A 19,289-nucleotide genomic window follows, 5' to 3' on the forward strand; every position below is an offset into this window, starting at 1 on the left:
TATATCTTTAAAATCAATTAACTTGTGAGAGGTAAAGTGGCGTTGATTACAGAACTTCATAAAAATATACAAGAAATTACAAAAGATTTACGAAAACATGATCCTCAAATACCTGATACCAGTAAAAAACCGTTAGCTTCTAGAGAAAATTTTGACGATCTCATACATTCTGATTTAGGATAGCCTGTACGAAATAAACCGCTTTCCTTTGATGAAGAGTTAAAGACAAAAGTTCAAAGCAGACAAGTACAGGATTTTTTCGAGCCGCAAACAAAGAGTACAGAAGAAAAAATAGATAATCATGCACAACGTATAGCAGCATTAAAGCAAAAACAGAAAGAACTAGAAGAGAGGCAAAAGGGGCTGGAAGAAAAAAAAGCTAATTCTAATATTACTAGAGAAGAAAGATGGAAAATCGCTGCAGAATTAGAAGCTATTAATAATCAATTTAAGGCTATAGAAAAAGAACATAATACTATTAATAGTGCTTCCGATAGAGAACAAAAGTTTGATAATAAAAATAAACACTTAACTGCTACAAAAAGAGAGCCGATAGCTGCAGGTTTATAGCAACAAGGAGTATTAGCAGCTATAAAACGTATGAAAGAAGAGAAGATAAAGCAGCAGCAAGCAGAAGCTGTTAATCAATCTTCAAAAAATACTCCAACTATGCCTAGCGGTACTATACCGGTGCCGCCTCTAATGCCTGGAAGCGGTATTCATATTCCCCCATCGCTTCCGCCACCACCTATATCAATTCCAAAAACTATAAAAAACGAGGCAAAGGATGCTGGTAAACAAATGCCTCAAGGAGGAGATCAGCATAAAGAAGCACTAGCAAAGGCTATGAAAGCACGAAGAGCAAAAATAGAAAAGCAAAACTCAGGAAGAGGAAGGTAATTATTATAGTATCATAATGGCTCTTTGTTCAAATTTTATCATAAAATGAGCTGTTAGTCTCTAAGAAGATTTAATTTTGATTATTTTTTGCTGCAAATTATAAGGTTTCTTTGAAATAGGAGTAGCTATTCTTTCAAAAATCTTATTAATTTTCGCTAAAAAATACCTCAAAATAGCAAATCAATTAGAAATCTTCGTAGAGCCTAGCGAATTAGAACGATTTTACAATTTAATTGCAGTTTAGCCCAAATTTTATCTGCAGTATATATAGGATAGCCTGTAATTAATCCTAGGCTAATGCACGCTCTGTCACCAAGAGATAAGCCAAATTGTTCTGTTTCTTTCTTTAAGCGTCCAATTTCTATAGCTTGATCAAGATCTAAGGCTACAATTTTATTTATGGAAGCTGAGATCATTTCTTTACTTTGAATAAAAGATATGTTCAATTTTTTATCTAGTTCAGCTACTACTTCTGCTATATTTACTGTAGACATAATAGATAACGGTAATAATTCTTCGACCTTGTCACTACCAGTTTCTAAGTTAAATAATGCAAGTAAAGCAGATGAATCTAAAATATATTTATTCATTATTAAATTCCTTTCTTCTTGATTCAATTAAAGAGTCAACTAATGATATGTTATCTTTATTTCTAGATTTTACTAATGCTTGAAATTCTTTAATTTTATTTTTTAGAGGAATCAATGTTAATTCTTTATCAAGTATTAGCATTAACTGATCTCCTGAAGCAAGATGTAATTGATCACGAATTTTTGCAGGAATATTTATTCTGCCATTTTCAGATATAGTAACTTTATATTCTAAGTGCATATTTTTAAAACGGTTAAAAATTGAATATATACCAAATATAAAATATTATAATTAAAACTACAATAGTAAAATAAATATAAAAGATTTCTATATTGAAATTATGCTGTAGTTGTGCCTATTTCAAAAAAATCTTATAATTTGTAGACACAAAGAGTAAAAATAGATTAAATTAATTTTCTTTCACACAGCCTAAATAGTTGGTATCATAGCTGTTGCCACAAAAAGAAAATATTATATGTCTAATTCAGCTTTTTTAGTTGCATTTTTTACAACGATTATCCGTTATTATGATTATGCTCTATTCGGTTTATCGGCTAGTATTCTTGCACAAAATTTCTTACCTAATATAGAGCAGGATAAACAACTACTTGTTTTTTTTGCTATTCTTAGTGCAGCCGTTATAGTACGACCTTTAGGGTCCTTAATGTTTGGATTTATCGGAGATAAATACGGGCGTACTAAATCTATCAAGATATCAATGTGTATGAGTAGCATTGCTACTGGATTAATTGCTATTACTCCTTCCTTTGAGATAATAGGTATTTTTGCTACGGTCATACTAACATTATGTCGAATGGTTTTTTTAGCAAGCCTTGCCGGAGAAGTTGACGGAATAAAGGTTTATGTAGCTGAAAAAACAGGCGATAATCAGAAAAATTTAAATATAGGAATAGTTTCATGCTGTAGCCAAATAGGTGCATTACTTGCGGCTATAGCTTATTATTACGCTAGTAATTCCGATATCCAATATTTATGGCGTTTTACTTTCTTTATTGGTGCAATATTTGGTTTATTTGCTATTTTGATGAGAAATTTTTTTAAAGAAAGTAGCGAGTTTTTAAGAACGTCATCAAAAAGTACCTTGCGGCAAATTATATGGAATAATAAACTATCCGTTATAATAGCATTACTAATAAACGGTGCTATTGGAGGAGTGTATCACTTTTTAGTAATTTTCTTAGGAGTTTTGTTAACAAAAATAGCTCTTATAAATCATCCTGAAATAAGATTTATGAATATAGCTCTTACTACTACCTATGGAATATCAGCTGTTTTTGCAGGGCTGTTTGCCGATAAAATAAACCCTTTAAGACAGATTACATGGGCTTTATTTGTCAGCATTATTGTTGCTTTAGGAATGCAAATAATGTTATACAAACAAATATTTAATATTCTCTGTCCCGTTATATTAATAGGACTTGCAGCATTTTATGCAGTACCGCTACAAATTATTGTTCAATCCTTATTTAAGACTAATGTTAAAATGAGGCTTTATAGTCTATCACATTCTTTTGGAGGTATTATTCTATCCTCAACTACTCCTTTCTTTAGTATGTTGTTATGGCAAAATTTTAAGTCACTATCTCTCACTTTAAGCTTTTTCATATTTTTGCTTATAATATTAATGAGTACAGTGTTGGTTTTACGTAGGATGTCATCCTCACAACAGTAAAGTCTTGTTGCATGGCTTGAAAAACCTACTCAATGTCATCCCTGCGAAAGCGGGGATCTAGCAAAATAACTTCAATATTGATATATTTGACAAAATAAACACATAAAAAACTTGTTGTTTTATGTGTTTTACTGGAGTCCCGCCTCCGCGGAAATGACATAAACGAGCCATGCAACAAGACCCAAAAACAAGAATAACATCAATTGCCTTATATATTTCTTCCGTCTTTACTGCAACCTGTAGGTTTTATGCTAGGACTACGTGAAGATTTGGCGCTTTGCTGTGCTTGTGTCCCAATTTGCTTCGCTGCTTTTGCTAAGTTTTCAAATTTGTCTTTTAAGTTTTTTGTATTGCCTTTTAGCTTTAAATCGTGAGTTATTTCGTGAATATTCAATTTTTCAGGAGTTGGATGATATATAGGCTCTTTAGATTGAGTATGTTTAGAATGTTCTATTGCAAATTTTGTACGAGGTCTTATTAGTTTATTCTCTTTTCCTATACCTTTCTGTTTTTCTTCCTCCCATTTATCCTATCCCGCCGGTGATGTCCAGTATCTTGTTGTTTTACTATCAAAGCCTTTTTCAAATTTGTTTATTAAATTTTTGGTACTATTCTCTTTAATTTCTTTACCTCGCTTTTCAAACTCAAAATTTTTCTGAGGATTTATATAGTCAGATTGAGTATTTTCATGTTGTTTTTCTACAGTCTGTTTCTTTTCTTCTGTCCAGTATTTTTTGATGTTGCTGTCAGAGTCTGCTTCAAATTTTGCTATTCTATCTTTTATACCGGTAACTGCTCCTGTAGATATTTTAGGTTGGTTTTGGGTTGATTGCTTAATATGTTTCGGAGATGTATTTTTAGATAATTCATAAGTCAAAGATTCTAAATTAGATAAATTCTTTTAAACTTTTTCTATATTGGAATTTAAATATTCTATTTCGGGTCCTTTATATTCCATTATATTTTTTAATGTGGTATTAATTTCTACAAAAGATGCTTTAATCTCTTTATTAAATTTATCATCATTATTACTTATCTTACTACAATTAGTAGAAATTTTTTGAAGTTTATCTACTATATCATTAATGCTCTCATCTTGTTGAGAAGTCGATACCATACTTGCTAAAAATTCACTTCTTCCTAAATTTCTATTAACATTATTTCAATATAGAGGTATGGTAGAGACTTTAGTATAATCTTGTGGAAATTTATCGATCTCTTCTTTAAACCTCTTTAAGAACTTTATTGTATCATCGAATATAGGATGAGTATTCCAGGAAAGAGCAGGAGGAGTCGGTCTTGCTTCCTGCATTGGATGAGTTATTGCCTCAACTTGTTTCGGGGATGTATCTTTAGATAGCTTTTCATTTTGTAGCTCAGATATATAATCATCTACTGCTTCTTTTAATTTATCTGAAAGGGCACTATTTTGGGCAGGAGGCAGTATTCCGGTGTCATCCCACTCTAAATCAGTATCAGTAGTTAGCATTCCAATATCATCCTGCTCTAAAGCGATATTATCGCTTCTACGCTCCTCACGAGGATCAGTTAGCTTATAGTAATTTTTATTTAGTAAACGAGGAACACGTGAATTGTCGCTCTTTTCATATTCCTTAATTTCTTCAAATATACCTAGTGTCTTATAAATATTATCTATTTCTTCTTGAGTAAGTCTTTCATTGCTTACTTCTTTTTGTTGGATAGATTTTTGTAGTTCTTTTGTTACAGTTAACTTATCTTTTGCTATATTTGAATTTGATAAAATTTTCGCTTGTACTAAATCAAGCGCGTCAATTAAATTAGTAGCGCTGCTTTTTCCAAATGTGGTAGATAATTCTTCTTGACTTGAGGCTATTCCTGAATCAATAGAAGAAGATCTAGAAACGGTATTAGATTGAGGATTAATATTTGCCTGTTGTACATAAGATTTGCCGGTATCTATTAATATTTTATCAGTGAATTGTGCTAGTTCATTGAATGAATTTTCTAGTTTTGCAAAAAGTTCTGTTGAGGAATGTACTATTGCCGGTGATAACTGAGGTATAGAATCTTCAGGTATAGTTTCTAAAGAAGGAGAATATTTACCTGTTTCTTTTTGTAGTAACGATTCATTTTGCTTGATTAAATTTGATATAAATTTATTTGCTAATTCTTCAGATAATATATCAATCTTGTTATTACTTCTGGCATATAAGATTAGAGCCTCCTTTATATTTTGCGAGATATTATCTTAACAACATCTTATATTGTAAATCTAATGCGCTTGAATTATTAGTATTACGGAAGTAATTTTTATTTACTGATATACTTTTGCTGAGTATATTTTTAGAAGCTTCTATAAGTTCTTTTTCCCCTGTCGCTTCTTTATTTTTTAACTTCTCAAATAAATTTTGTAAACCATCTGAAAAATCCCAGGCATTATCAAGGTATAAAAATTTACTTCTTATAATCTCTTGCACTTTTTGTTTCTCTTGCATTACTCCTAGAATGATATTTTTATCTAATGAATTAATCACATCATAAAAATTTTTCATTTCATATAATTTTTCTCTAGGCTCTTTTATTTTTTGTAATCTCTCTCTGTAATGCTTGAAATTTATCCAATGCATGTTGTTCAAGAAAAAATCCCTCTATTTTTATATTTTTAGTATTAGGGCTTTCTCTGCTACTTAGGATTTTATTTCTAGCTGCCTGTAATCTAAATGGTTGATGAGCATTGATATTATTAATCAAACCTAAAATTTCTTTTGATGTCTTATTAAATGCTTCATTATTAGTTGGATTTTTGATTGTTTCTTGAAATGCTTCCCTTAACTTGATTATTTCTTCTTTAAGGCTAAGTTCTACTTTTTGTTGACCGTGTGTTATAGCTTGTTCGTTTTTTGTGAGGTAAGTACTTTTTTATCTTGCTTTATATTTAAGCTCTTTTCCCCTACTTTCTGAACAACTTCTTCCATCAATTGCAATAGATTAATATTGCCCTTTATTTCTAGTTCTTGCTCATTAGTGATTGGTAATGAATTACTTAGTCTTAATCATGCTGAAAAATCTGAAGGGGATATTAGGACATCAAGTTGAGCCTTTGTTTTTCTACCTTTTCTGTCTTCCTTAAAGCCTTCAACCTTACCAATACTAATAGGTAGATTTTTTAAATAAATTTCTTTACTAGCACCCTGTATATTTTTATCATTTGTTACTTTGAAGTTAGCTTGTGGTTGAGAAACATACGGTCCCGGCGTTCTAGGGTCTATTTTGTTTATTAGAGCTTCTATAAAATTAGTTGTACGTGTTATAGCTAGTTTATCTGTTTCTAAAATATTATTTAAATTAGTATTTTTTATTAAATAAAGATTTCTTATTAGCCGGTCTAATTCATTCTTATGTTTCATAATTTCCCTCTATTAATAAAAATAAACAAAATGTAATACCATGTATGTTCAATTAACAATACTAATAATTAGTATTAATTCAATATTTTAAATCTTGTTGCATTTGTGCTTCAATAATATAATTTTATCATTTATTTTATCGTCTCAATGAGTTTTTTAATTCCCTCGACTGATTTATCAAATAGTGCTTTTTCCTCTGCGGTTAACTGCAGTTCTATTACTTTTAGAACACCTTCTTTACCGATCATAATAGGCACTCCGACATATAAATCATGTACGCCGTACTCACCTTGTAAATGAGCGGCACAAGTTAGAATCTGACGTTTATCTTTTAAATATGACTCAAGCATTTCTATTGCTGAGGCTGCAGGAGCATAATAAGCAGAACCTGTTTTAAGTAATGCAACAATCTCACCGCCGCCGTTTCTAGTACGATCGATTATTTTTTCAATATTTTCATTACTTGATAAGCCCATTTTTATCAAGTCAGGTATCGGCACGCCTGATATTGTAGAATATCTTGCAAGAGGTACCATAGCATCGCCGTGACCGCCGAGAACCATGCTATTAACATTGCTAACCGATACTTTAAACTCTTCAGCAAGAAAAAGATTAAATCTTGATGAGTCAAGTACTCCTGCCATACCGATTACTTTATTGTGAGGCAATCCGCTTTCTTTAAGCATGACATATACCATAACATCAAGTGGATTGGTAATTACTATTACAAAGGCATCAGGAGCGTATTTTTTAACATTTGCTGCAACCGTTTTCATAATACCGGTGTTAATGCTAATTAAATCGTCTCTACTCATCCCTGGTTTTCTTGGTAAACCGGCAGTAATAATTATGGCATCAGATCCTTTAATATCTTTATAGTCGTTTGTGCCTTTTATTTTGATATCAGACCCGGCTATTGTACCGGCTTGCATGAGATCCAATGCTTTTCCTTGCGGTACTCCTTCAGTCACATCAAATAATACGATATTGCCGAGTGCTCTAAGGCTAATTAAGTGAGCCAGTGTACCACCTATGTTACCGCTACCTATTAATGAGATTTTTGGATTTTGTTTCATTACTCCCTCTACAAATATTAAATATGTCTATTAACTATATTACAAATAGACTCAAGAAAAAAGAATTTTTAAATTATATTGTTAATTGGTTAATTCATAAAAATTAACCATTCACATTGACTTTATTAAAATATATTAATATAATGTCGAGTCAAAAATACCATGAAACATGGAATTTTAATAAAATAACTAAAAAAAATAATTATGCCTAAAATTTCTAAGTTAATAAATATTTTTAATCTTGTATAGGAAAGGGGAGTAATGCAAAAGCATGTAAAACCGCTCCAGACATGTTTCATGATTTACGCATTAGTATTAACAATAGTCTTATAGTAAAAACAGTAAAGATGTTAGTTTTGATACGGTAGATAGCCCAGAAAACAAAAGTACCCTACATTATGTAACTGACTTAGCAGACCTTAAAGAGTTACTGCAAAAAGGTATTGATCTTAATATACAATATGAGAATGGTGATACTGCTTTAGAGGTTACAGGTAATTTTAAAAAAGCCAAAATGTTACTTGAATATGTCGTAACTTAGTAGAAAACAAAATTATTCTTTCACTATTAATGCATAACAATGCTAATACTAATTTTACAAAAGCAAATTTAGTAAGACAATGTAAAGAACCGTATGAAGAGGCAGAGCGGTTAATAAAACAAATTGAAAAAATAGAGAGCTTAATATATCAAAGTACAGAAGTAGAGACGTTAAGAATATATGTTGACAGATTATAGAGCTTAAAAAATAAATATGAAAAAGCAAAGGATAGTAGCCAAGCTGTTTTAAAAATAATATTAGATTATATTAAAAATCAATAGAGTGATGGTTTAAAAGCTCAACTTGTTATTATTGTCAAAATCTAGGGTTAATCGAAAATTATTCGGAAGTAGCTCAAGAAAATGCAGTATATAAGTGCTGGGATGAGGCTTTTGATTTGCTTGATCAAGGATTAATAGGAGAGGGTGTTCAAAATACAGTAGTTTGATTCATAGTATCAAGCAATTTTTGAACAGCACTGGTCATTTCTGTTCAGCATTGTATACATGGATCGTTTTATATCATTCCCGCGTAGGCGGAAAGCTAGTAAAACCTATAAAAAATTTGTTTTTTTAGGTTTATTTTTTTAATAAATAACTTCTATATCGATATTTGAAGTTATTGTGCTAGATCCCCGCTTTCAGGCCTTGTTGCGTGGATCAATGTTTCCGATGTCAATCCCGCGACTTGATCGCGGGATCCAGTGAAAAATACTAGAATTATTAGTATTTTTTATTGTTTTTATGGATCCCGTGGTTAAGCCACGGGATGACACAGGGGATTTTACTGGTCTACGCAACAATATTGAGCTACGAATGACATCGTACGCCTTTCCTGAGTTATACAACAACGCCTACGTAGCTCATGAAGATTATAGGTATCAACGCAAGCAAGCCTTTGCAGGAATGGATATCCTTATCAACGTTGTATCATCTTATTATAATATTTTGATAAAACTTTCACGCCATATAGCCATAATAGACATACGATAATAAAACTAAACATCAATAAACCGGCTATGTCGTTATGTATGGCGTTCGGGAAAATACTAAAGGATATGAATTGAATAATAGCCCCTATTGATTTACCGATTTTAGCACCCATAACATCAACTGCAGCTTTACCTTTGGTCTTCATTTCACTATCGAGCGGAATATATACCATTTCTTTGGTAGCATCAAAAAGTGAATATTTTACGGATTTAGACAGTACATGCCAAAGTCCGCCGATAAAAACTATAACGACAAGCGGTGCACTATAGCCGAGAGTATTTACGATATGTCCTAGGTGATTTTCAAAAACCGTGAATGAAAAGAACATAACACCTGCTCCAAACATCATAATCGGTGTTATAATAGCTCCCCAAAACCAGCCGCATATTCTAATTAAACTACTGCCTAAAAACGCACTAACTAACGTGAGTATTCCCGTCCAAAAAAACACTTTACCGTGATAGGCTATAAAATCCTTTGTAGCGGGATAGAGTTGCTTTACTTTGGACATCCATAATCCTTCTATTAGGCTAATACTCATAGAATAAGACATTACAAGAAGACAAATAAAACCGAGATATCTAGAAGTTAATATTACTTTTGCACTGTCGACCAAGCTTAATTTTAATATATCCGTTCTTTGGTTTTTAAATTTAATATTTTTGTCAGCTTCTACGACTGATTTATCAATAAGTTTATGAAGAGCTAAACAAATTAATCCGGATATTAAAATAACCGTAATAAATGATTTTAAAAGAATTTCATTTGTATCGTTTAGATGAGAAAATAAAGGTAATAAGAAATGCTCACTCTTAGCAAAATAAATAATTACGGTTCCTGAGATGAGTAAATTAGTTTGTCCGAATAAAGTAAAAAATGAGTAAAATCTTGGTGCTTCTTCAACTTTGGTAATTTTATTTGCAAGCTGCCAATATAAAAGCGTAAAGACTATAACCGGCCATAACTCTCCCATAATGTAAAATAATACTAAACTCCACTGTCCCCAAATGATTAAAAACCATTTTAAGTGAGGAAGAACAGTGATATAGTGCTTAATTAATTCGGGATCGGGATGAAAAAAGTCTCTGTACGGAAATAAAATAAAACCAAAAATTGTGAAGAAAAATAAAAAAGTACCGGTAATTATCCTAAAAACTTGCTCTGTTGTCATAATATTACAGAGTTTAGAATAAAAAATAACAAATAAAATTCCCATCGGCATTTCGCCCCAAAGTTTGATAAAACTCAATACTTCCGAGCTAATTAAGGTAACAACAAAACTATCTTTAATACTACGAACTAAGTTTTGATTAAGTAGAATAAAAAACATTAGTAAAGCCATCGGGATGAACTTGGTTAATTCATACGATCTAATCGGCCATACTATATGCCTAAATTTACTGTTTCTGGCTTTATTCCAAATTGTGCAATTAGAATCCACGCTATCCATTGATTTACTATGAGCTTATTTTTTTAGTACCGGATAGTTTTTAAAAATGTTATGTTTTTGCAAGGCTTAGAGCTTTAGAGGCCATTCCCGCATATGCGGGAATGGCCTCAAACGCTTTTTAGAAACTGTCCGGATATATTATTTTTGCACCCTAGACTATAATAAAAACTATGTCAAGATTTTTTAAAATAGTCTCATATATTGTTGTTAATTACATTTGTTATACTCAATCGCTGCTTTAATAAACTGAATAAATAACGGATGAGCTTCAAAAGGTTTAGATTTAAATTCCGGATGAAATTGTACTCCTACGAACCAACGCAGTAGCGGTAGTTCAATTATTTCTACAATCTCTTCATCTTTTGAAAAACCGCTAAATACTATTCCGTGTTTTTCAAAAATATTTTGAAATTCATTATTAAATTTATATCTATGACGATGTCTCTCATTTATTTCAAGGCTTTTATAAGCATTTGCTGCAATGGTATTTGCGACCAAACTACAAGGATAAGAGCCGAGCCTCATAGTCTTTTTTACATTTTCAATTGTTATTTTTGAGTCTTCACAGTTTTTATTTATTTTCTCAATAATTTTTGTACCGTCTACTTTAAATTCTTCCGTTACTGCATCTTTAATACCGATTAAATTCTGAGCTATTTCGATCGTCGCAAGTTGCATACCGAAACATATTCCAAAAAAAGGTATGTTATTAGTACGGGCATATTTTATTGCTATAATTTTTCCTTTAGTTGCCCGTTCTCCAAATCCACCTGGTACTAAAATCCCATCTATATCTAATAATTTTTTATTAATACTCTCTTCAGTTAGATTTTCAGCATTTATCCATACTAAATCAATTTTGTATTTGTAATAAATACCTGCATGATTAAGTGCCTCGATTACTGATTTATAAGCATCTTTTAATTTATGATATTTAGCTATTATAGCGATTCTTACTTTTGAATTAGAATCTTTTAGCCTATTAATTATATCATGCCATTTATCTAATTTAGATGGCATGATATTAATATTAAAAAATTTTAATACTTTATTATCAAGACCTGAATTATGATATGCAATCGGTACTAAATATATATTTTTTTGATCTATTGCCGGAACAACATACTCAGATTTTATATTACACAATAAAGATATTTTATCTATTGCGCCTTTTGAAATGTGACGTTCTGCACGACACACTAGTATATTAGGTGAAATACCTATAGCGCGTAATGCTTTAACTGAGTGTTGGGTAGGTTTTATTTTTAATTCACGGGCGGTTTTAACATAAGGTAATAATGTTAAATGAATAAATAAACAATTTTCGCTTTTTAATTGGTTACCAATTTGCCTTATAGCTTCAAAAAACGGTAGACCTTCAATATCACCGACTGTACCGCCTATTTCACAAATAATAAAATCAACACCCTTGGTGTTTGAAAGTATAAAATCTTTTATTATATTTGTAACATGCGGGATGACTTGAACAGTAGCGCCGGCGTAATTTCCTAAACGTTCATCTTTAAGTAATTTTGAGTATATCGCACCTGTTGTGATGCTATCAAATTTGCATGCGGACACTCCGGTAAAACGTTCATAATGTCCAAGATCTAGATCGGTTTCTGCTCCGTCATCGGTTACATATACCTCACCATGTTCATGAGGATTCATAGTTCCCGGGTCAATGTTAAGATAAGGGTCTAGTTTTCGTACACTTACTCTAAAACCTTTCGCTTGCAATAGCATAGCAAGAGATGCTGCCGTTAGACCTTTACCTAGTGATGAAACAACGCCGCCGGTAACAAAAATGAAATGTACCATTATTATAAACCTAGTTTACTAATATTTTCGTAAAATTTTACTGCTTTTTTTAAGTCTTCTTCCGTATCTACGGAAATAGGAACATTCTCAACTAAACATGTACCTATAGTCATGCCGTTTTCAAGGACACGTAATTGTTCTAAACGTTCTGTTTTTTCTAAAAAAGTTGGCTTAAGAGATACAAATTTTTCTAAAGCGTTTTTGCGAAAACCATACATGCCTACATGGTATAAAAATTCTTCTGCACCGTTTGGAATAAGACTACGCGAAAAATACAATGCTGTCCCCGCCGAGTCAACCGCTACGGTAACATTACTACTAGCTTTCACTGATTCCCTATCTACTTTTACTATCGGTGTAACAATATCGTATTTGCTGTTTTTTAAATATTCTATAATTTTCAAAATAGAGCTAGGTTCAATGAAAGGCATATCTCCCTGTACATTAACTATGTAATTAATGTTTTGATTATTTGGAATTAATTTAAAAGCTTCATAAGTACGATCAGTACCGGTTGGGATAGCACTATCCGTGAATATTACTTTTCCTCCGACTTTTGTAATAACGCTTGCTATCTCTTCCGAGTCGGTTGCAACATATGTATGCTCAAGGCCCGCTTGATTTACTTGTTTGAATACCCGCTCGATTAAAGTTATAGAGCCGATAAGCTGCAGCGGTTTTTGTTTGAGCCTAGTTGAACTTAGCCTTGAGGGGATAATTATAGCCACGTCCTGATGCCGCATAAACTTCCTAAGTTTAAATTAAAAAATAACTGTTGACAGATTAGCCTTTTTCGGCGATAAAGTAAAACATAATTTTTGAATATATGCAGTATATTTAAGAGCTCGTAGCTCAGCCGGTAGAGCATTTGACTTTTAATCAAAGGGTCCCGGGTTCAAATCCCGGCGAGCTCACCATACTTCTATACTGTGGGTTTGTAGCTCAGCTGGTTAGAGCACACGCCTGATAAGCGTGAGGTCGGAAGTTCAAGTCTTCTCAAACCCACCATTCAATCCGCTACAACAATAAAATCTGTATTATCATAATTATAAATCAAGGTGATCATTTATTAAAATTGCTAAGTTAGGATTATATTATCAAGCTAAGGATTAGATTATGAAAAAATACAAATTTACTGAAAAAGAACAAGAAATACTAGATTATTTTGAACAAGATGAGCTTTTAGAGTTGCCTAAAAAAGAACTAGAGAGCCAAAAGATATAGCTAAAATTGCCGCAGCTAATTTTTTTTAAAAAATCGGAAAGCATTAATATTAGATTGCCGTTATACGATTTAAATCATATCAAAAGAATTGCAGCATAAGAAAGAATGTCTTATCAAACTCTTATTGCTAGTGTTTTACACAAATACGAGTCCGGATATTTAAAATTAGATAAACTTAGTTAATCAATACTTTTTTTATATAAATAACATTTTTTCTCAATGAGTCTTTTTAGAGGTAGAAAAAGTTTAGAGGGTAAATTATCAAGAGCAAACCACTACCAGCTTGCTACTTTATGACCCTCAAGATTCTGTAATTCATGCTCATTTAAACAATGAGCTTTAAGGCAAATCAAGATGTAATACTTTTGTTCTTTTTCAAAAATATCGTTAGTCACCGCTATCAATTGTGGATTTTCAATGATCAGATTTGTTTCTTCTAAAACTTCACGGATAGCACATTCTGCAAATGTTTCTCCAAATTCTAAATGTCCACCGACAGGAGCATAACTAGACTCACCATGGGAATTAAATATGTTTACCTAATAAAATTTCATTCCTATTATTCAAAGATTAAAAATACCGATACGTAGGTGGTTAGTCATATCTAACTATTAACTCTGGATTGACTTATTAATATCGTATGTTAGCTTCTAAAGCAAATAAAAAAATATTGCTTATTTAAATACCGTGAGCTATTTGTAGAGTATATTTAATATTTACCTGTAGTTATGAATTCTACCAATCAATTACAAAATAATAGCTTAACTAATTCTTGGCTTAAGCTTGGTATTTTATCCTTGGGATTTGCGGGTTTATATTCAATTATTTTGGTGGTACTACGTACCCCGCAATTATCAAGCTTTTTCCCAAATCCGCATATTTTCAAATCTGCTTTAATTATTCATGTTAATTTATCGGTATTGATTTGGTTATTGTCCGTGACGGCTAGTGTTTGGGGGGGTGCAATGTCATTGCGAGGAGAGGCAAAGCCTCGACGCGGCAATCTCATGAAACAATACAAAATTTCTGAGATTGCCACGCTCTCTACGTTCGCTTGTAATGACGTGTTGCGCCTTTACCCCAAACTTGCTTTTCTAGCTACTCTTCTAATCGCCATCTCCCCAATAGCCGGGCATAATCCGGTGATGAATAATTATATACCGATGCTTGAAAATATCGTATTTATTGGGGGGTTAAGCTTATTTGGTATTACGTTGCTATTGTACGCTATAAATATTTTATATTTCTTCGATTGGACGAACTTAAATAGTCTAGTGAATTTTACCGTATTATCGACTATTATAATGTTTATTTTAAGTTTTGTTTGTTTTGGATGGTCTTATAATGGCTTGCAAAACATCATTCAAATTATTCCAATCGAGATAGAATTTTATTATGAATTACTTTTTTGGAGCGGAGGTCATTTACTGCAATTTATATATACTCAAATATTAATATTTATTTGGGTTAGTTTATTTAGAGAGTTAATAGCTAGAGAAGTGAAATGTCAAAACTTCTATCTTTTCTTACTTTATTTAAATTTTATTTTTGGAATTCTTACACTTTTCGGTCATATATTTTATGATATTATCGATGGAGCCTTCAAAGTATTCTATACAAATCATATGAAATATCTAGGCGGCATTGCTCCTGTTTTATGTTTAATAGGTATGGGGGTTGAGTTGGTGTGGGTATTTGTCATCCCGCGGGATGACACGGTTACAATAAATGACAGAGTAATCAAAACCATCTTACTTTGCTCTATTACTTTATTCTTACTTGGCGGTTTTATAGCAATGAATATCACAGGTATAAATGTAGCAATTCCTGCTCATTATCACGGGTCTATAGTAGGGATTAGCATTGCTTGTATGGGGTGTAGTTATTTGGGTATTGGGAGGTATCAACGTCATTGTGAGCGACTAAAAAGAGCGTGGCAATCTCATGAGGTAATACAAAAACTCCCTAGATTATCGCGTCGGCACTTCGTGCCTCTTCGCAATGACAATATTATTAATTTTACATTTTACCTCCTAACATTCGGGCAGATTCTGCACATACTAGGTCTAGCATTCGCCGGTGGTTACGGTGTTATGCGGAAAGACCCAAATAGTGTAATGCCGATGTCAGCTAAGCTATTAATGGGCATGATGGGCGGAGGAGGGGTTATTGCTATAGTAGGCGGCTTGATGTTTGTATATATTTGTGTTAAAGTAATGTTTTTTAAAAGTATAAAACTAGCACATGAGTAAACCAACTAGAGAAGAAGCTAAAGAGGCAGTAAGAACGTTACTAAAATTCATTGGTGAAGATCCAAGCAGAGAAGGGTTGCTTAAAACGCCTGATAGAGTAATTAATAGCTACGCAGAAATATTTTCCGGTTATGGAAAGGATGTAGCAGAAATATTAAATACCAAGTTTTATGAAACTTGTAATTTTCGAGATTTTATCTTACTGAATATAAAATTTACCTCTTTCTGTGAACATCATATATTACCGTTTAACGGTACAGTAGATATAGCTTATGTTCCTGATAATTGTATTGTCGGCATAAGTAAGCTAGCACGAATAGTAAATATTTTTGCTAGAAGACTACAAATCCAAGAAAAAATGACGGTACAGATAGCAGAAAGCGTGCAGGAGAATTTAACGCCGCTTGGCGTTGCCGTTAAGATTTCTGCCGTACATAGCTGTATGTCAATGCGTGGCGTAATGCAAGATAATAGCGTTATGAATACCATGCATTATACGGGTATATTTGCCGAACAGCAGAAATATCGTCATGAGTTTTTAAACCTTACTGCTAAAAGGTGATACGTTATTAATGTCATTTCTGCGGAAGCGGGAATCCAGTCATTTTGTCATACCGCGACTTGATCGCGGTATCTAGAAAAAAATTTAAAAAAACTGGATCCCGTGGTCAAGCCACGGGATAACCAAATAAATGATTATACATATAGCAAGAAAGTAAATACAATATGTTATTATCAAAATATTTTTTACCTGTGTTAAAGGAAGAGCCAAGTGAAGCTCAAGTAACTTCGCATAAATTAATGCTTAGAAGCGGAATGATTAGGCAGCAAGCAGCAGGGATTTATACTTGGCTTCCGCTTGGCTTAAAAGTATTGAAGAATATCGAGAATATAGTACGCTTAAATATGAATAAAGTGGGAGCTTTGGAAGTTCTAATGCCTTGCATTCAGCCGGCACATTTATGGATGGAATCAGGACGTTTTGATAATTACGGTAAAGAAATGCTGAAATTTCAAGATCGCCACGATAATACTTTACTATTTGGTCCTACTAACGAAGATATGATTACGGATATTTTTCGTCATAATATTAAGTCATATAAGGATTTGCCGAAAAATCTTTATCATATCCAATGGAAATTTCGTGATGAGATTAGACCTCGTTTTGGTGTTATGAGAGGACGAGAGTTTTTAATGAAAGATGCTTATTCTTTTGATATCAATGAAGAAAATGCTGTTAAAACCTATAATCAAATGTATAAGGCTTATATCAATGCTTTCAGGGATTTAGGCGTGTTTGCTATCCCTGTTATTGCCGATAACGGTCCGATCGGTGGCAATTTAAGCCATGAGTTTCATATAATCGCTGAAACTGGTGAAAGTACTATTTATTACGATAAAAAATTTAAGATATTAAAAGATAATCCTGATATCGATGTAGAGGAAATTAAAAGTTGGTACGCAGCAGCTGAAGAAAAATATGAAGTAAATAAATTACCTATATCTGAACAAGAAATAACCAGCAGTAAAGGAATAGAAGTCGGGCATATTTTTTATATAGGCTCAAAATATTCGGTTAATATGAATGCACTTATTAATGATGAGTATGGTAAACTAACGCCTATAGAAATGAGTTCTTACGGCATAGGCATTTCAAGGTTAGTTGCTGCTATCATAGAAGCAAATTGCGATGAGAAAGGTATCATATGGCCTTCTAGCGTTGCTCCTTTCAAAGTTTCTCTAATTAATTTAAATATTCATGATAGTAAATGCGTAGAGCTTGCGGAAATGGCTTATAAAGAGCTATCAGATAAAAATATAGAAGTGTTATATGACGATACCGAAGCACGTCCAGGCAGTAAATTTGCAACGCATGATCTTATAGGCTCACCTCATCAAATTATAATTGGTCCTAAAAAAGCCGCAAATAATATTGTTGAATTAAAAGATCGTAAAAGTGGTGTTATAGAAGATATTGAGGTAGGTAGTCTAATGAGTGTATTGTAAAATAAAGAGATATACGTCATTACGAGAAAATTGCATAGCAATGGATGAGGCAATCTCAGGAGTTTGTTATTATTTCATGAGATTGCCACGCAGTCTACGGCTGTTCGCAATGACGATTTTGGAGTCATGCAATAAGGCTAATACCCTATGGGAATGATAAAAATATTCTTCGTAGACAATGATAGTATCATATGATACTATCATATAATGAATAGTAAACCGTCTTTTCAAATAACTAATAAAATCTTGGAGTTATCACAAGATATTTCTTATGAGCTTGGTATTGTAGCCGGTAGCAAGCTTTACTCTCAACCTATAAAACTTAGAAAAAATAATCAAATTAAAACTATACATTCTTCTTTAGCAATTGAAGGAAATAGTTTAAGCGTAGAGCAGATAACCGATATAATAAACGACAAGCGTGTACTCGCACCTGAAAAAGATATTGTAGAAGTAAAAAAAATGCTATAAAACTATACAATAATCTGACTATATTTAATCCCTTCAAAATTGAATCATTATTAAAAGCACATGAGATATTAATGCAAGGATTAGTAGAAGATAACGGAAAGTGGCGTAAAGGTAATGCCGCTATATTTAAAGGCACAGAGATTATATATTTTGCCCCTACGGCACGCCGTGTATCTTTATTAATGCAGGATTTATTTGAGTGTATAGCACAAGATAAGCAAATTTCTGGAATAGTTAAAGTTTGTATATTTCATTATGAGTTTGAATTTATCCATCCTTTTTCAGACGGTAACGGACGAATCGGTAGATTATGGCAACAATTATTACTAATGCAAGCTAATAAAATTTTTGAGTATATTTCCGTTGAAAGTTTGATAAGGAATAATCAAAGTGAATATTATAATGTTTTAAGTAAGTGTGATAAGCTTGGTGAATCGACCTGATTTATCGAGTTTATGCTTGATAAAATAGTTGTAGCATTAAAATTATATAGTAACAATATTACATATGAGGCAAATACGCCTTTATCTAGAATGGAATTTGCTAAGGTTAATTTAATAGATCAATGGTTTTCTAGAAAAGATTATATTACTGTACATAAAAGTATTTCTACGGCAACGGCTAGTAGAGATTTGTTATATGGTTTAGAGCGTAAACTTTTAATAAGTAAAGGGGGTAAGAATCAAACTTATTATAAGTTTGTGTAGTTTTTAATGTAATTCCCGCTTTCGTGTATGAGTGTTAACTTAAGAGAAGAAAAAACCTCTGATGCCATTTCCGCGAAAGCCGGAATCCAGTACTTTAAAGCTTTTTCAAAGCTCGATTTATCTTGCTTGACCCCTAGATTTCTACTTTCGCAGGAATAACATCATATCACTGATT

General features: G+C 32.3%; 19 protein-coding genes, 2 tRNA genes and 2 pseudogenes. 10 read left to right on the plus strand and 13 right to left on the minus strand.

Features of this window, described 5'->3' with window-relative positions; all coding sequences use genetic code 11:
* Positions 1-36: 36 nt before the first annotated feature.
* Together ACHBLB_RS05180 and ACHBLB_RS05185 are read left to right on the plus strand one after the other, a co-directional pair.
* Positions 37-183, plus strand: coding sequence for a hypothetical protein (locus ACHBLB_RS05180; RefSeq protein ID WP_475841082.1), 147 nt, complete (start codon positions 37-39; stop codon positions 181-183).
* A gap of 417 nt (positions 184-600) precedes the next feature.
* On the plus strand, positions 601-900 hold the full coding sequence (locus ACHBLB_RS05185; protein WP_475841084.1) for a transporter: 300 nt from the start codon (positions 601-603) through the stop codon (positions 898-900).
* 203 nt (positions 901-1,103) lie between these two features.
* On the opposite strand, the gene ACHBLB_RS05190 is transcribed toward ACHBLB_RS05185, so the two are convergent.
* Positions 1,104-1,490 carry a type II toxin-antitoxin system VapC family toxin gene (locus ACHBLB_RS05190; RefSeq protein ID WP_475841086.1) on the minus strand — a complete coding sequence of 129 codons (387 nt, stop codon included), beginning with the start codon at positions 1,488-1,490 and terminating at the stop codon, positions 1,104-1,106.
* Positions 1,483-1,731 carry an AbrB/MazE/SpoVT family DNA-binding domain-containing protein gene (locus ACHBLB_RS05195; RefSeq protein WP_010977150.1) on the minus strand — a complete coding sequence of 83 codons (249 nt, stop codon included), beginning with the start codon at positions 1,729-1,731 and terminating at the stop codon, positions 1,483-1,485. Before ACHBLB_RS05195 ends, ACHBLB_RS05190 begins: the two co-directional genes overlap by 8 nt.
* Before the next feature lie 235 nt (positions 1,732-1,966).
* On the opposite strand from ACHBLB_RS05195, the gene ACHBLB_RS05200 reads away from it, so the two are divergent.
* On the plus strand, positions 1,967-3,184 hold the full coding sequence (locus tag ACHBLB_RS05200) for an MFS transporter (protein ID WP_475841088.1): 1,218 nt from the start codon (positions 1,967-1,969) through the stop codon (positions 3,182-3,184).
* 208 nt (positions 3,185-3,392) lie between these two features.
* Here ACHBLB_RS05200 and ACHBLB_RS05205 read toward each other — a convergent pair whose 3' ends face one another.
* The 7 genes from ACHBLB_RS05205 to mdh all read right to left on the minus strand — a co-directional run bounded on the left by ACHBLB_RS05205 (position 3,393) and on the right by mdh (position 7,649).
* Positions 3,393-3,578, minus strand: coding sequence for a hypothetical protein (locus ACHBLB_RS05205; RefSeq protein WP_475841091.1), 186 nt, complete (start codon positions 3,576-3,578; stop codon positions 3,393-3,395).
* A 135-nt stretch (positions 3,579-3,713) separates the two neighbouring features.
* Positions 3,714-4,061 carry a hypothetical protein gene (locus ACHBLB_RS05210; RefSeq protein WP_475841094.1) on the minus strand — a complete coding sequence of 116 codons (348 nt, stop codon included), beginning with the start codon at positions 4,059-4,061 and terminating at the stop codon, positions 3,714-3,716.
* A 24-nt stretch (positions 4,062-4,085) separates the two neighbouring features.
* Positions 4,086-4,301, minus strand: coding sequence for a hypothetical protein (locus ACHBLB_RS05215; RefSeq protein WP_475841097.1), 216 nt, complete (start codon positions 4,299-4,301; stop codon positions 4,086-4,088).
* A gap of 45 nt (positions 4,302-4,346) precedes the next feature.
* A complete protein-coding gene (locus ACHBLB_RS05220) occupies positions 4,347-4,673 on the minus strand; it encodes a hypothetical protein (protein ID WP_475841099.1) in 327 nt (108 codons plus the stop codon).
* A 736-nt stretch (positions 4,674-5,409) separates the two neighbouring features.
* Complete coding sequence (locus ACHBLB_RS05225) at positions 5,410-5,802, minus strand: hypothetical protein (RefSeq protein WP_475841101.1); 393 nt, start codon at positions 5,800-5,802, stop codon at positions 5,410-5,412.
* A 417-nt stretch (positions 5,803-6,219) separates the two neighbouring features.
* A complete protein-coding gene (locus ACHBLB_RS05230) occupies positions 6,220-6,573 on the minus strand; it encodes a hypothetical protein (protein ID WP_475841104.1) in 354 nt (117 codons plus the stop codon).
* 131 nt (positions 6,574-6,704) lie between these two features.
* Positions 6,705-7,649 carry a malate dehydrogenase gene (gene mdh / locus ACHBLB_RS05235; RefSeq protein ID WP_475841106.1) on the minus strand — a complete coding sequence of 315 codons (945 nt, stop codon included), beginning with the start codon at positions 7,647-7,649 and terminating at the stop codon, positions 6,705-6,707.
* Positions 7,650-8,219: 570 nt separating this feature from the next.
* Between mdh and ACHBLB_RS05240 the strand changes: the two genes are divergently transcribed.
* Positions 8,220-8,387, plus strand: coding sequence for a hypothetical protein (locus tag ACHBLB_RS05240; protein WP_475841109.1), 168 nt, complete (start codon positions 8,220-8,222; stop codon positions 8,385-8,387).
* 721 nt (positions 8,388-9,108) lie between these two features.
* On the opposite strand, the gene tlc2 is transcribed toward ACHBLB_RS05240, so the two are convergent.
* The 3 genes from tlc2 to ACHBLB_RS05255 all read right to left on the minus strand — a co-directional run bounded on the left by tlc2 (position 9,109) and on the right by ACHBLB_RS05255 (position 13,196).
* Entirely contained in the window at positions 9,109-10,632 is a 1,524-nt protein-coding gene (tlc2, locus tag ACHBLB_RS05245) for a nucleotide exchange transporter Tlc2 (RefSeq protein WP_475841111.1), read from the minus strand.
* Between the two features lie 207 nt (positions 10,633-10,839).
* Entirely contained in the window at positions 10,840-12,453 is a 1,614-nt protein-coding gene (locus tag ACHBLB_RS05250) for a CTP synthase (RefSeq protein WP_475841113.1), read from the minus strand.
* A gap of 2 nt (positions 12,454-12,455) precedes the next feature.
* Entirely contained in the window at positions 12,456-13,196 is a 741-nt protein-coding gene (locus ACHBLB_RS05255) for a 3-deoxy-manno-octulosonate cytidylyltransferase (RefSeq protein ID WP_014014217.1), read from the minus strand.
* A gap of 98 nt (positions 13,197-13,294) precedes the next feature.
* Here ACHBLB_RS05255 and ACHBLB_RS05260 point away from each other — a divergent pair.
* Positions 13,295-13,370 (plus strand) — tRNA-Lys (locus tag ACHBLB_RS05260).
* 14 nt (positions 13,371-13,384) lie between these two features.
* Positions 13,385-13,461, plus strand: a tRNA-Ile gene (locus ACHBLB_RS05265).
* 491 nt (positions 13,462-13,952) lie between these two features.
* On the opposite strand, the pseudogene ACHBLB_RS05270 reads toward ACHBLB_RS05265, so the two are convergent.
* Positions 13,953-14,244 (minus strand): annotated as a pseudogene (locus ACHBLB_RS05270) (nucleotide triphosphate diphosphatase NUDT15).
* 161 nt (positions 14,245-14,405) lie between these two features.
* On the opposite strand from ACHBLB_RS05270, the gene ACHBLB_RS05275 reads away from it, so the two are divergent.
* The 4 genes and pseudogenes from ACHBLB_RS05275 (at position 14,406) to ACHBLB_RS05290 (ending at position 19,114) form a co-directional block, all read left to right on the plus strand.
* Positions 14,406-15,929 carry a cbb3-type cytochrome c oxidase subunit I gene (locus ACHBLB_RS05275; RefSeq protein WP_475841116.1) on the plus strand — a complete coding sequence of 508 codons (1,524 nt, stop codon included), beginning with the start codon at positions 14,406-14,408 and terminating at the stop codon, positions 15,927-15,929.
* Positions 15,922-16,491, plus strand: coding sequence for a GTP cyclohydrolase I FolE (gene folE / locus ACHBLB_RS05280; RefSeq protein ID WP_475841118.1), 570 nt, complete (start codon positions 15,922-15,924; stop codon positions 16,489-16,491). Before ACHBLB_RS05275 ends, folE begins: the two co-directional genes overlap by 8 nt.
* Positions 16,492-16,655: 164 nt before the next feature.
* Complete coding sequence (proS, locus tag ACHBLB_RS05285; RefSeq protein ID WP_475841120.1) at positions 16,656-17,936, plus strand: proline--tRNA ligase; 1,281 nt, start codon at positions 16,656-16,658, stop codon at positions 17,934-17,936.
* A 207-nt stretch (positions 17,937-18,143) separates the two neighbouring features.
* A pseudogene (locus tag ACHBLB_RS05290) lies at positions 18,144-19,114 on the plus strand (Fic family protein).
* The last annotated feature ends 175 nt before the right edge of the window (positions 19,115-19,289 follow it).

It is taken from the genome of Rickettsia lanei (assembly GCF_056242675.1).